Raw genomic sequence first — 13,070 nt, forward strand, 5'->3', positions numbered from 1 at the left:
AAACCATGAAAGCCACCCTGCAAGCCGGCCTGAAGCACACCGCGAAGCTCGAAGTCACGCGCGACCGCACGATCGACTTCATGGGCGAGAAGGCCCGCGTCTACGCCACGCCCATGCTGGTGCGCGACATCGAAGTCGCCTGCCGCAACCTGCTGCTGCAGCACCTCGATGCCGCCGAGGACTCGGTGGGCACGCGGGTCGAGATCGACCACCTCGCCGCTTCCCTGCTCGGCATGCCGATCACGCTGGAGGTGGAGATCACGGCGGTCGCCAAGCGCGCCGTCACCTTCTCCATCATCGGCAGCGACGGCATCGACACGATCTGCCGCGCCGTGCACAACCGCTTCGTCGTCGACAAGGCCGCGACCGAGCAGCGCCTGGCCGAGAAGGCGAAGAAGGCGGGGCTGGCATGACCCCAGTCTCGGCCACGCGCAGGGTGCCGACGTACTGCTACCAGTGCGTGGCCGGCCCCGACCTGCTCACCGTCAAGGTGCAGGGCGGCGTGGCCACCGAGGTGGAGCCCAATTTCTGCGCCGCGGCCGTGCACCCGGGCGGCGGCAAGGTGTGCGTGAAGGCCTTCGGCCTGATCCAGAAGACCTACAACCCGAACCGCGTCCTCACGCCCATGAAGCGCACCAATCCGCGGAAGGGCCGCAAGGAGGACCCGGGCTTCGTGCCGATCTCCTGGGACGAGGCCCTGACGCTGATCGCGGACAAGCTCAACGCGATCCGGGCCACGGGCCTCACCGACGAATCGGGTTACCCGAGGGTGGCGGCCAGCTTCGGCGGTGGCGGCACGCCGCAGTCGTACATGGGGACCTTTCCCGCCTTCCTCGCGGCCTGGGGCGCCGTGGACTTCGGCTTCGGCTCCGGCCAGGGCGTCAAGTGCTATCACTCCGAGCACCTGTACGGCGAGTACTGGCACCGGGCCTTCATCGTCTCGGCCGACACGCCCCTGTGCAACTACCTGATCTCCTGCGGCTCCAACATCGAGGCCTCGGGCGGCGTGGTGGGCATCTGGCGCCACTCGCGGGCCCGCGCCCGCGGCATGAAGCGGGTGCAGGTCGAGCCGCACCTGTCCGTCACCGGCGCCTGCTCGGCGCAGTGGGTGCCGCTCAAGCCCAAGACCGACGCCGCCTTCCTGTTCGCGCTGATCCACGTGATGCTGCACGAGGCCCCGCGCAGCGCGCTGGACCTGGACTTCCTGGCCCGCCGCACCGGCTCGCCCTACCTGGTGGGCCCCAACGGCTGCTTCCTGCGCGACCGCATCAGCCGCAAGCCGCTGGTGTGGGACGAGGCCAGCGCGAGCGCCTGCCCGCACGACACGCCCGGCATCCGCGAGGCGCTGGAGGGCGGCTACGAGGTCGATGCGATCGAGATCGGCGCCGACGGCGACGTGCTCGCCGAGGGGCTGCTCCTGGGCCAGACCGCCTTCACGCGCATGGTGCAGCACATGGCCAGCTACACGCCCGAATGGGCGGCCAGCGTGTGCGACGTCCCGGTGGCGACGATCCGCCAGGTCGCCGACGAATATCTCGCCGAAGCCTGCGTCGGCCAGACGATCGAGATCGACGGCAAGACCCTGCCGTTCCGGCCGGTCGCCGTCACGCTGGGCAAGACCGTCAACAACGGCTGGGGCGGCTACGAGTGCTGCTGGGCCCGCACCGTGCTGGCCACGCTGGTCGGCGCGCTGGAGGTGCCGGGCGGCACGATAGGCACCACGGTGCGCCTGGCCCGTCCGATGTCGCAGCGGCTGGAGAGCGCCAGGCCGGGCGCCGACGGCTTCATGCATTTCGCGCTGAATCCCACCGACAAGGAGCACTGGTCGGCCCGCCCGAACATCCGCAACGCCTACCGCACGCTGGTGCCGCTGGCCAGCGACGGCCCCTGGAGCCAGGCGCTGGGGCCGACCCACTTCTCCTGGATGTTCCTCGACGCCACGCCCACCGGCCTGCCGCGCGTCACCTTCCCGGACCTGTGGTTCGTCTACCGCACCAATCCCGCGATCTCCTTCTGGGAGACGGGCGCGCTGGCCGACAAGATGGCCCGCTTCCCCTTCGTGGTCGCCTTCGCCTACACGCAGGACGAGACCAACCACTTCGCGGACGTGCTGCTGCCCGACGCCGTGGACCTGGAGAGCCTGCAGTTGATCCGCATCGGCGGCACCAAGTACGTCGAGCAGTTCTGGGACCACCAAGGCTTCGCGCTGCGCCAGCCGGTGGTCGCGCCGCGCGGCGAAGCGCGCGACTTCACCGAGGTGGCGACGGAACTCGCCGCGCGCACCGGCCTCACCGAAGGCTACGTGCGCGCGATCAACAAGGGCGCCGGCGGCGTGCCGCTCAAGGGTGCGCACGCCGACTTCTCGCTGCCGACCGACCGCGCGCCCGAGCGCGACGCCGTGTGGGACGCGATCTGCCGCGCCGCCAGCTCGGAACTGAGCGACGGCGCCGAGCAGCACGGCCTGGACTGGTGGAAGGAGCACGGCCTGGCCACCCGCCCCTTCCCGCGCAGCGACTGGTACCTCTATCCGACGATGGTGGAGCGCGGGCTGCGCTTCGAGCTGCCCTACCAGGAGCGGCTCGCGCGCGTGGGCATCGAACTGGGGCGGCGCCTGCACGAGAACGGCATGCACTGGTGGGACGAGCAGTTGAAGGAATACCAGGCGCTCCCCGCCTGCAAGGATTTCGCCGCGCCCTGGGTGGCCGCGCTCGAGAAGGACGGCGGCTGCGGGGAGTCGCACCCCTTCTGGCTCATCACCGCGCGCAGCATGCAGTACGCCTGGGGCGGCAACGTGGGCATGCAGATGATCAAGGAGGTGGCCGACAACATCGCCGGCCACCGCGGCGTGATCATGAACGGCAGTGTCGCCGCGGAACTGGGGATCGCCGACGGAGACGCCATCGAGATCTCGACGCCGCGGGCGCGCATCACCGGCCGCGCCGTGCTGCGCCAGGGCATCCGCCCCGACACGCTGCTGGCCATCGGCCAGTTCGGCCACTGGGCCACGCCGCTGGCGAAGGACTTCGGCGTGCCGAACATGAACGCGCTCACCACCATGCGCATGGAGCTGACCGATGCCACCGGCTCCGGCGCGGACCTGGTGCGCGTGAAGCTGCAGCGGCTGAAGGAAATCGCATGACCGCAAGGATCGTCATCCCCGCGCAGGCGGGGATCCAGGGAGCGCGCGCAGCGCGCCCCCCGCGCAGGCCACTGGATTCCCGCCTGCGCGGGAATGACGGAGGGGATTTCCAATGACTCGCTGGGCCATGGTCGCCGACCTGCGGCGCTGCGTCGGGTGCCAGACCTGCACCGCCGCCTGCAAGCACGCCAACGCCACGCCGCCGGGCGTGCAGTGGCGCCGCGTGCTGGACCTCGAGATCGGCGAGTTCCCCGACGTCCAGCGCGCCTTCGTTCCCATGGGCTGCCAGCACTGCGACGAGCCGCCCTGCGCCGACGTCTGCCCCACCACGGCGACGCGCAAGCGCGCCGACGGCATCGTCACCATCGACTACGACCTGTGCATCGGCTGCGCCTACTGCACGGTCGCCTGCCCCTACCAGGCCCGCTTCAAGGCGCCGCGCGGCGCGTTCGCCTACGGCGCGCAGCCGACCGACAACGAGGAACTGCGCGAGGACGACGCCAAGCGCGAGGTGGCGACCAAGTGCACCTTCTGCGTCGAACGGCTGGATGCGGGCACCGCCAAGGGACTGAAACCCGGCGTCGATCCCGAAGCCACGCCGGCCTGCGTCAACGCCTGCATCGCCGAGGCGCTGCACTTCGGCGACAGCGACGACCCGGACAGCAACGTCTCGCGCCTGCTGGCCACGCACAAGCACTTCCGCATCAACGAGGACCTGGGCACCGGCCCGGGCTTCCATTACCTGTGGGACGCCAAGCCATGAACTCCCGGCATTTCCAGCGGCCGCAGGCGCATTGGGACTGGCGCGCGGCCGGCAACTTCATCTGCGGCGGCGCCGGTGCGGCGCTGGCGCTGGTGGCGACGCTGTGCGCCCCCGCGGCGCTGTTCCTGCCGCTGGTGCTCACGGGCATGGCGCTGGTCGGCCTCGGCCTGTTCTTCGTCTGGCTCGAGATCGGCCGGCCGCTGCGGGCCGCCAACGTGATCGTGCACCTGCGCACCTCGTGGATGTCGCGCGAGGCGCTGGCCGCCATCGCCCTCTTCCTGCTGGGCGCCGGCCTCGTCGCCGGACTGCGCTCGCCTGCCTGGGCGATCGCGCTCACCGCCGCGGCCTTCCTCTATTGCCAGGCCCGGCTGCTCGGTGCCGCGCGTGGCATCCCGACCTGGCGCCATCCGCTCACGGTGCCGCTCCTGCTCGTGACGGGCCTCACCGAGGGCCTGGGACTGTACTGGCTGCTGGCCGCGTGGGCGCATCCGCCGCTGGTGCAGGCGCTGCCCCTGGCCGCCCTGCTGCTTGCCCGCGCGCTGCTGTGGCGGCTGTGGCGCGTGCGGCTCGGCTCGGATGCGGCACCGCAGGCGCTGCGCGCGATCGACGCCAACGCGCCCGTCGTGCGATGGGCGGGCATCGCTCTGCCGCTGGCCGGGCTCGCGCTCGCCACGCTGACCGCATCGGCCCCCGCCTTCCAGGCGACCCTGCTTGCGCTCGCCGGCCTGCTGGCCACGGCCGCCGGCTGGTCGCTCAAGTTCACGCTGGTCACCCGCACGGGCTACCAGCACGGGTTTTCGCTGCCGCGCATGCCCGTGCGCGGCGTGGCACGCAACGCCCCCGTCAAGGAGTGACCATGGCAGCCGTCATCCGACCCATCGAGACCAGCGCCCCGGCGCGCCACCTGCATCCGGAACTGGAGACCATGCCGCGCGAGCAGCTGCGCGCGCTGCAGTTGCGCCGCCTGCGCGACACCATCGAGAACGCCTACGAGAACGTGCCCACGCTGCGGCGGCGGCTGCAATCGGCGCGCGTACGGGGCAACGACCTGCATTTCGTCGAAGACGTCGCGCGGCTGCCCTTCACCCTCAAGTCCGACCTGCGCGACAACTACCCCTTCGGCCTGTTCGCCCGCCCCGTCGGCGAACTGGCGCGCCTGCACGCATCCTCCGGCACCACGGGCAAGTCCACGGTCGTCGGCTACACGGCGCAGGACCTGGACCAGTGGGCCGACCTGATGGCCCGCTCCTACTTCGCGGCGGGAGCGCGCCGCGGCGACATCGTGCACAACGCCTACGGCTACGGCCTCTTCACCGGCGGCCTGGGGGCGCACTACGGCGCCGAGCGCCTGGGCGCCGTGGTCGTGCCCGTCTCCGGCGGCGCGACGGAACGCCAGGTCACGCTGATGCAGGATTTCGGCGCGACCGTGCTGTGTTCCACCCCTTCCTACGCGCTCGCCATCGCCGAGGCCGCCGAGCAGCAGGGCATCGACCTGCGCATGGGCAAGCTGCGCGTCGGCCTGTTCGGCGCCGAGCCGTGGAGCGCCGCCATGCGGGTCGAGATCGAGGCCCGCCTCGGCCTCAAGGCCATGGACGTGTACGGCCTGTCGGAAATCATGGGACCGGGCGTGGCCTGCGAGTGCGAATGCCGCGCCGGCCTGCACGGCTGGGAGGACCACTTCCTGTTCGAGGTGATCGATCCGGAAACGGGGGCGCCGGTGCCCGAGGGCCATGCCGGCGAACTGGTGATCACCACGCTGACCAAGCAGGCGCTGCCGATGATCCGCTACCGCACGCGCGACATCACCCGCATCACCACGGCCCCGTGCGACTGCGGCCGCACGCACCTGCGCATCCTGCGCATCACCGGCCGCAACGACGACATGCTGATCATCCGCGGCGTCAACGTGTACCCCTCGCAGGTCGAGGCGGTGATCGTCGGCCGGCCGCAGCTGGCCCCGCACTACCAGCTGGTGGTGACGCGCGAAGGCATCCTCGACGAGGTCCGCATCGAGGTCGAGGCGCAGCCCGGCGTCGACCGCGCCACCTACACGGGGATGGCGCGCGAACTGGCGCACGCCGTCAAGGTGCAGTGCGGCATCAGCAGCGCCGTCACCATCCTCGACGCCGGCAGCGTCGCGCGCTCGCAAGGCAAGGCCGTGCGCGTGCGCGACCTGCGCAAGAAGGAAGCCTGAGATGCCGACGAAGTTGTTGCGACTGAAGGTCAACGGCCGCGTGCGCGAGATCGCCGCCGCCCACAGCGCCCTGCTGCTGGACGTACTGCGCGACACGCTGGCCCTGACCGGCAGCAAGCAGGGCTGCGACGGCGGCGAATGCGGCGCCTGCACGGTGCTCGTCGACGGCCAGCCGCGCCTGGCCTGCCTCACGCTCGCCGCCACCGTGGAAGGACGGGCCATCGAGACCATCGAGGGCCAGGCGCGCGCCGGCGGCATGAGCCGGCTGCAGCAGGCCTTCCACGAAAAGCTGGGTACCCAGTGCGGCATCTGCACGCCGGGGATGGTGATGGCGGCCGAAGGCCTGCTGCGGCGGGTGCCGAACCCGAGCGAGCAGGAGATCCGCGACGCGCTCGCCGGCAACCTGTGCCGCTGCACCGGCTACACCAAGATCATCGAGGCGGTGCAGGCCGCCGCGGCGGAGGTCGCGCCATGAAGGACCCGAACGCATCCGCGCGCACGGCCGCGCCACCCACCCACTCCATCGGCGTGCGCACGCCGCTGATCGACGGGGTGGAGAAGGTCACCGGCACGGCCCGCTACACCGCCGACCTTCCGGTGGGGCAGGCGCTGGTCGGCGCGATCGGCCGCAGCCCGGTGGCGCACGCACGCATCCGCGCCATCGACGCCAGTGCCGCACTCGCGCTGCCCGGCGTGCACGCGGTCATCACGGGCGAGGATTTCAGCGCCGCCTACGGCGTGATCCCGATCACGCAGAACGAATGGCCGCTCGCGCGCGAACGGGTGCGCTACCGGGGCGAGCCGGTGTTCGCCGTGGCGGCGCAGGACCAGGCCACGGCCTTTGCCGCCCTGGCGGCGGTGCGCGTAGCCTACGAAGAGCTGCCCGCGTATTTCACCGCCGAAGCCGCACGCGCACCGGACGCCGTGCAACTGCACGAGAAGAAGCCCGGCAACCTGGAACGCGTGGTCGAACAGGACTTCGGCGACGTCGATGCCGGCTTCGCCGCGGCCGACCTCGTGCTGGAAAAGCGCTTCGAATCCGCCGAGATCTACCATGGCCAGATCGAGCTGAATGCGACGATCGCGCAGTGGGATGGGGCGCAGCAGCGCCTGACCGTGCATTCGGTGACGCAGGTGCCTTACTACCTGCACCTGATGCTGGCGCAGACGCTGGGCCTGGACGAATCGCAGGTACGCGTGGTCAAGCCCTTCGTCGGCGGCGGCTTCGGCCATCGCGTGGAAGCGCTGAACTTCGAGATGGTGACGGCGGCGCTCGCGCGGGCCGCCGGCGGCACGGTGAAGCTGGAGCTCACGCGCGAGGAAGTGTTCCTCACCCACCGCGGCCGGCCCCATGCCACGGTGGACCTCAAGATCGGCCTCACGGCCGCCGGCGAGATCACAGCGCTGCAGGCCGAAGTGGTGCAGCGCGGCGGCGCCTACGGCGGCTACGGCCTGGTCACCATCCTCTACGCCGGCGCGCTGCTGCACGCGCTGTACAAGGTCGGTGCCGTGCGCTATCGCGGCCACCGCGTCTACACCAACCTGCCGCCCTGCGGCGCGATGCGTGGCCACGGCGCCGTCAGCGTGCGCTTCGCCATCGAGGCGCTGCTCGACGAAGCAGCGGCGCAACTCGGGATCGACCCCTTCGCCCTGCGCCGCGCCAACCTGATCGAGGCGCCGTACCGCACGCTCAACGACCTGCAGGTCAATTCGTACGGCCTGCCCGAGTGCCTGGATGCGGTGGAGCGCGCTTCCGGCTGGCACGAGCGGCGCGGCAAGCTGCCCAAGGGCGTCGGCCTGGGCCTGGCCTGCTCGCACTACGTCAGCGGCTCGGCCAAGCCGGTGCACTGGACCGGCGAGCCGCATGCGGTGGTGAACCTCAAGCTCGACTTCGACGGCAGCATCACGCTGCTGACGGGCGCCTCCGATATCGGGCAGGGCTCCAGCACGCTGATGGCGCAGGTCGCCGCCGAAGTGCTGCTGCTGCCGCTGAACCGCATCCGCGTGATCAGCGCCGACAGCATGCTCACACCCAAGGACAACGGCTCGTATTCCTCGCGCGTGTCCTTCATGGTCGGCAACGCCACGCTGCGCGCCGCCGAGGCGCTCAAGCGCCTGCTGGTCGAAGCCGCGGCCAAGCGCCTCAAGGTGGAGCCCGCGCAGCTCGAATGGCTCGGCGAGCGCTGCGTCGTCACCGGCTCGGACCAGGGCCTCGCCTTCGCCGACTGCGTGCAGGCGGCCCTGGCCGAGAGCGGCACCATCACCGTCAAGGGTGCCTGGTCCACGCCACCGGAGACGCAGGGCGGCAAGTTTCGCGGCGCCGCGGTCGGCTCCACCGCGGGCTTCAGCTACGCGGCGCAGGTGGTGCAGGTGCGCGTCGACGAAGACACCGGGGCCGTGCAGGTCGAGAAGATCTGGGTCGCGCAGGACTGCGGCAAGGCGCTCAACCCGCTGGCGCTGGAAGGCCAGATCCAGGGCGCCGTGATCATGGGCATGGGCGAAGGACTGCAGGAGGAGACCGAGTACCACGAGGGCCTGCCGCTGCGTTCCAACCTGGTCGACTACCGGCTGCCCACCATCGCCGAAATCCCGCCCATCGAGGTGACCCTGATCGAGAGCAACGACCCGCTCGGGCCCTTCGGTGCCAAGGAAGGCAGCGAGGGCGCGCTGCATGGCTGTCCGCCGGCCATCGCCAACGCGATCGCCGATGCGCTGGGCCTGCGGCTGGCCGCCATGCCCCTGACCCCGGATCGCGTGCTCGACGCCTTGCGCGCGCGCCAGCGTGAGCGCAAGCTGGCGGCCCTGCGGCGCCAGAAGGAGGTCGCGTGATGCGTGCCCTGCCCGAATTCACCTTGCACCGGCCCGACAGCCTGGCCGAAGCCGTGGCCCTGGGCGGCGCCGCCGGCACCCGCCTGCTCGCCGGCGGCACCGACCTGCTCCCCAACCTGCGGCGCGGGCTGGAGCAGCCGCAGGCGCTGGTCGACCTCTCGCAGCTGGGCGAACTGCGCCTGCTGGAGCAGGCTGCCGATGGGAGCCTCGCGATCGGCGCCGGCGTGACGCTGGCCACGCTCGCGAGCGACCCGCTGGTCGCCCGCACCCTGCCCGCGCTGGCCGAAGCCGCCCGCGCCGTGGCCGCCAACACCCATCGCACCAGCGCCACGCTGGGCGGCAACCTGTGCCAGGACACGCGCTGCGTGTTCTACAACCAGAGCGAGTGGTGGCGCGCCACCAACGGCTACTGCCTCAAGCGCAACGGCACCCGCTGCCACGTCGCACCGCAGGGCGAGCGCTGCCACGCCGCGTTCTGCAGCGACATCGCGCCGGTGCTGCTGGTCGCCGGCGCCGAGGTGCAGCTCGCAAGCGCCAGCGGCACCCGGACGCTGCCGCTGGCTCAGCTCTATCGCGACGACGGCGCCGCGCACCTGGCGCTGCAGCCCGGCGAGTTGCTGGTGCGGGTGCGCATCCCGCCGGCCGTCGTTGGCGAGCGCATCGCCTTTGCCAAGACGCGCGTGCGCGGTGGCGTCGACTTCCCGCTCGCCTCCGCCGCGGTGGCCTTGCGCCTGCACGAGGGCCGCATCGCCAGCCTGCGCGCGGCGCTCTCGGGCACCAACTCGCTGCCTCTGCTGATCGAAGGCACGGCGGCGCTCGAAGGCTGCACGGTGGACGAGGCCAGCGCGAAGACGCTGCGCCAGCTGGTGCAAAAGCAGGTCCAGCCGATGCGCAGCACCGTGACACCGCCGCAATACCGGCGCGAGGCCGCCGGCGTGCTGGCCGGGCGCCTGTTGCGTTCCCTGGCGCTGCAGGATGGATGACGAGCGCATCAACGCCGCGGCGCTGCTGCTCGCGCGCGGCGCTCCGCAGCGGCCGGCCCTGGTGTGCGGCCGGCGCAGCGTGTCGTACGCGGAATTGCGCCGCACGGTCGCGCGCGCGGCCACGGCCTGGCGCCAGCGTGGCGCCGAAGCCGGCGAGCTCGTGATGCTGCGCGGCGACCATGGCGTGGACCATGTGGTCGCCTTCCTCGGCGCGATGTGGGCCGGCGTGGTGCCCGTGCCGCTGCCCCCCGCGCTGCCGGAGGACGCGGGCAGCGTCCACGGCGTCGAGTTCGCCCTGGACGCCTCGCGCTCGCACATCGGCCAGGTGAACGGCCACGGCGGCACGCGCTGGCTCGCCTGGCCGGCGGAGCTCGCGAGCCTGCCGCCGGCGCCCGAAACGCCCTGCGAGCCCTGGGCGCCCGCATGCTGGACCGAGCCGCGCACCTGGAGCGGCGGCGACGCGCTGGTGCTGCCGCATCGCTTCGCGCTCGCGCTCAGCGCCCGCGACGGCGTGCTGGCCCTCACGCCCGCCCGCACGATGCTGGGCACGCTGCGCGCGCTGCGGCGCGGCACCACCGTCATCCTGCACGCGGATGCGCCGCGCCTCGCAGCATGAGCGAAGCCCGCGAGTGGACGCAGGATGGCGCCGCGCACATCGACGTGCGTGGCCTGCCGCCGCCGAAGCCGCTCGTGGCGATCCTGCGCCGCGTGCAGGGCCTGGGCGCGCAGGCGGAGTTGATCGTGCACCATGACCGCGACCCGATGGGGCTCTACCCCGAACTGGCGGAGATCGGCTGGGAGGCCGAGCGCATGCCGGCACCGGCGGGCGAGGTGCGCCTGCGCCTGAGGGCGATCCCGTGACGGTGGCCGGCGCCTTCCTCGGCGGCGCCAGCGGGCGACTGCTGCCCGCCTCCGTTCCCTTGCGCTTCTTCGGTGCCGCGGTGGTGTACCACGCCCTGGGCTGGCTGGTGCTGGCGATCGCGCCGGGCAACGGGCTCGCCTTCCGGGGCGGACTGGGCTGGCCGCTGGCGGCACTGCATCTCTTCACGCTGGGCGTGCTGGGCATGACCGCGCTCGGGGCGGCGGCGCAATTGCTGCCCGTGGCGACGCGGCAGGCACCGGTCGGCGCCCGGGCGCTGGCCTGGATCTGGGGCCTGTACACGCCCGGCGTCGCCGTGCTGGCGCTCGGCATGGGCCTCGCCATGCCGCCGCTGCTGGCCATCGGCGGCACCGCGGTGGCGGTGGCGCTCGCGACCTGGGCGACGCTGGTGGCCACGAACCTGCGCCGCGCGCGCGGCATGCCCGGCGTGTGCACGCACGCCTGGTCCGCGCTGCTGTCGCTGTGCGTGCTGCTCGCGAGCGCCTTGCTGCTGGCCGCCGGCTGGCTCGGGTGGGCGGTGCCCGGCCGGCAGCTCACCTTGCCGCTGCACCTGCTGTTCGCGCCCTTCGGCTTCATGGGCCTGCTGGCGCTCGGCCTGTCCTACCTGCTGGTGCCGATGTTCGCGCTGTCGCAACCGCCGCACGAAGGCACGCAGCTCGCCTCCTGCGCCTGCATCGTCGCGGCGCTGCTGCTGGCGGCGCTCGCCGTCTTCGGCGTGATGCCCGCCGTGGCGCGGGCACTGGCGTGGACGCTGGGAAGTACCGGCGTGCTGCTGCACCTGCACCTGATGCGGCGCGCGCTGGCCACCGGCATGCGCAAGGAACTCGGTCGCTCCTTCCTGCTGGTCAAGCTCGCCTGGGGCGCGCTGCTGGTGACACTGGTGCTGGGTGGCCTGCTGTGGGCGGGGATGGACCTGCCGCGCGCCGAAGCTGCCTTCGGCCTGGCACTGCTCGCATGGTTGCTCACCTTCGTGTTCGGCATGCTGCAGCGCATCCTGCCCTTCCTGGCCGCGCTGCATGCCGCCGCAGGCAAGCGCCGCGGTCCCACCGCTTCGGCGCTCACGCACGACAAGGCGCTGAAGGCGCATTTCTGCTGCCACGTCACGGCGTTCGCCGGCCTGGCGCTCGCGATCGCGCTCGACGCCGAATGGCTGGCGCGCCCGGCCGCCGCCATCGGATTCGCCGGGGCGCTGGCCTTCGGCGCCTTCCACCTCCACCTGCTGCGCAAGCTGCGCGCGGCCGGTGTTTGAGCTGGCGCAAGGCGCGGCCCGCCACCCGCATTAAGTTTGTCGCCACCGCAGCCAAGGAGACCGCAGATGACCACGCAAACCGGGCGCATGCTCGACGAGGAGCACCGCAGGAACCTCGCCCTGCTCGAACGCATGGAACGCGCCATCGCCGGCGCGCCGGAGGCCACGCCGGAACTGCGCAAGCTGCTGGGCGAATTCGCGCGCAGCATGGAAGTCGACATCTCCCGCCACTTCGAGTTCGAGGAGCAGCAGCTGTTTCCGCGCCTCGCCGAAGCAGGTGACGGTTCGATCGCCGCGCTGATGGGCGAGGAGCATGCCGCGATCCGCGAGGTGGCCGAGGAACTGCTGCCGCTCGCGCGCGAGGTCGCCCAGGGCGTGGTCGACGAGGAAGCCTGGGACCGCCTGCGCCTGGGCACCCTGGAACTGATCGAGCGCCAGGTCTCGCACATCCAGAAGGAGACGATGGCGGTGCTGCCGCTGCTGGACGACCTGCTCGATGCGGAAACCGACGGCGAGCTCGCGCTGGAGTACGCGGCGACGGCCTAGTCCGGCTGCGCGGCGTCCTTGGCGCCGCCCGCCGTCGTGAACGTGAGGCGATTGCCGAACGGGTCCGCGATGGTCATGTCGCGCCCCCAGGGCTGCTCCTGGATGCCGGGGCGCGCATGCCGATATTTCTTCGCCAGCAGGTCCTGCTGCAGCGCGTCGAGTTCCTCGACGCGGATGCGCAGGGCCGACCCCGGCGTGGCATCGCCGTGGTGCCCCGACAGGTGCAGCACGCAGGCATCGCGCGACAGCTGCATGTACAGCGGCGTGTCCGGCTCGAAGCGGTGCTCCCAGTCGACGCGGAAGCCCAGGAAGCCGACGTAGAACTCGCGCGCGCGGTCTTCATCGAACATGCGTAGCACAGGGATGGGGCTGCCAAGCGGCATGGTCAGGCTCCTGTCAAGATCGGCACCGATTGTCGGCCGCAGCCCGACCGAAGTCACACACGCATCAGCCTGCCTGCGGAATGGTCACCGTGTCGCAGGCGAGC

The 13,070-nt window shown here is 71.8% G+C and carries 13 protein-coding genes; 12 read left to right on the plus strand and 1 reads right to left on the minus strand.

Going from position 1 to position 13,070, the window contains the following annotated elements; all coding sequences use genetic code 11:
* The first annotated feature begins 5 nt into the window (after positions 1-5).
* The 12 genes from JI746_RS00835 (at position 6) to JI746_RS00890 (ending at position 12,583) form a co-directional block, all read left to right on the plus strand.
* Positions 6-413 carry a thioesterase family protein gene (locus tag JI746_RS00835; protein ID WP_201686881.1) on the plus strand — a complete coding sequence of 136 codons (408 nt, stop codon included), beginning with the start codon at positions 6-8 and terminating at the stop codon, positions 411-413.
* A complete protein-coding gene (locus JI746_RS00840) occupies positions 410-3,139 on the plus strand; it encodes a molybdopterin-dependent oxidoreductase (protein ID WP_201686882.1) in 2,730 nt (909 codons plus the stop codon). The genes JI746_RS00835 and JI746_RS00840 overlap by 4 nt, the downstream gene beginning before the upstream one ends.
* Before the next feature lie 112 nt (positions 3,140-3,251).
* Positions 3,252-3,902, plus strand: a complete 651-nt coding sequence (locus tag JI746_RS00845) for a 4Fe-4S dicluster domain-containing protein (RefSeq protein WP_201686883.1) — start codon at positions 3,252-3,254, stop codon at positions 3,900-3,902.
* Positions 3,899-4,756: a DmsC/YnfH family molybdoenzyme membrane anchor subunit gene (locus JI746_RS00850; RefSeq protein ID WP_201686884.1), complete on the plus strand. Its 858-nt coding sequence runs from the start codon at positions 3,899-3,901 to the stop codon at positions 4,754-4,756. The genes JI746_RS00845 and JI746_RS00850 overlap by 4 nt, the downstream gene beginning before the upstream one ends.
* A gap of 2 nt (positions 4,757-4,758) precedes the next feature.
* The gene (locus tag JI746_RS00855; protein ID WP_201686885.1) at positions 4,759-6,096 is read left to right on the plus strand and encodes a phenylacetate--CoA ligase family protein; all 1,338 of its coding nucleotides are present in this window, start codon (positions 4,759-4,761) and stop codon (positions 6,094-6,096) included.
* 1 nt (position 6,097) lies between these two features.
* A complete protein-coding gene (locus tag JI746_RS00860; RefSeq protein WP_201686886.1) occupies positions 6,098-6,571 on the plus strand; it encodes a (2Fe-2S)-binding protein in 474 nt (157 codons plus the stop codon).
* Entirely contained in the window at positions 6,568-8,925 is a 2,358-nt protein-coding gene (gene hcrA, locus JI746_RS00865) for a 4-hydroxybenzoyl-CoA reductase subunit alpha (protein WP_201686887.1), read from the plus strand. Before JI746_RS00860 ends, hcrA begins: the two co-directional genes overlap by 4 nt.
* Positions 8,925-9,908, plus strand: coding sequence for a 4-hydroxybenzoyl-CoA reductase subunit beta (gene hcrB, locus JI746_RS00870; RefSeq protein ID WP_201686888.1), 984 nt, complete (start codon positions 8,925-8,927; stop codon positions 9,906-9,908). The genes hcrA and hcrB overlap by 1 nt, the downstream gene beginning before the upstream one ends.
* Positions 9,901-10,524: an AMP-binding protein gene (locus JI746_RS00875; protein ID WP_201686889.1), complete on the plus strand. Its 624-nt coding sequence runs from the start codon at positions 9,901-9,903 to the stop codon at positions 10,522-10,524. Before hcrB ends, JI746_RS00875 begins: the two co-directional genes overlap by 8 nt.
* Complete coding sequence (locus JI746_RS00880) at positions 10,521-10,769, plus strand: DUF2249 domain-containing protein (protein WP_201686890.1); 249 nt, start codon at positions 10,521-10,523, stop codon at positions 10,767-10,769. The genes JI746_RS00875 and JI746_RS00880 overlap by 4 nt, the downstream gene beginning before the upstream one ends.
* Positions 10,766-12,037, plus strand: a complete 1,272-nt coding sequence (locus JI746_RS00885) for a hypothetical protein (protein ID WP_201686891.1) — start codon at positions 10,766-10,768, stop codon at positions 12,035-12,037. Before JI746_RS00880 ends, JI746_RS00885 begins: the two co-directional genes overlap by 4 nt.
* 66 nt (positions 12,038-12,103) lie before the next feature.
* On the plus strand, positions 12,104-12,583 hold the full coding sequence (locus JI746_RS00890; RefSeq protein ID WP_201686892.1) for a hemerythrin domain-containing protein: 480 nt from the start codon (positions 12,104-12,106) through the stop codon (positions 12,581-12,583).
* On the opposite strand, the gene JI746_RS00895 is transcribed toward JI746_RS00890, so the two are convergent.
* Positions 12,580-12,966 (minus strand): glyoxalase superfamily protein, encoded by a 387-nt coding sequence (locus JI746_RS00895; protein ID WP_201686893.1) that lies wholly within the window; start codon positions 12,964-12,966, stop codon positions 12,580-12,582. The two genes, JI746_RS00890 and JI746_RS00895, sit on opposite strands and share 4 nt — an antisense overlap.
* Positions 12,967-13,070 lie beyond the last annotated feature (104 nt).

Source organism: Ramlibacter alkalitolerans, assembly GCF_016722765.1.
GTDB classification, from domain to species: domain Bacteria; phylum Pseudomonadota; class Gammaproteobacteria; order Burkholderiales; family Burkholderiaceae_C; genus Ramlibacter; species Ramlibacter alkalitolerans.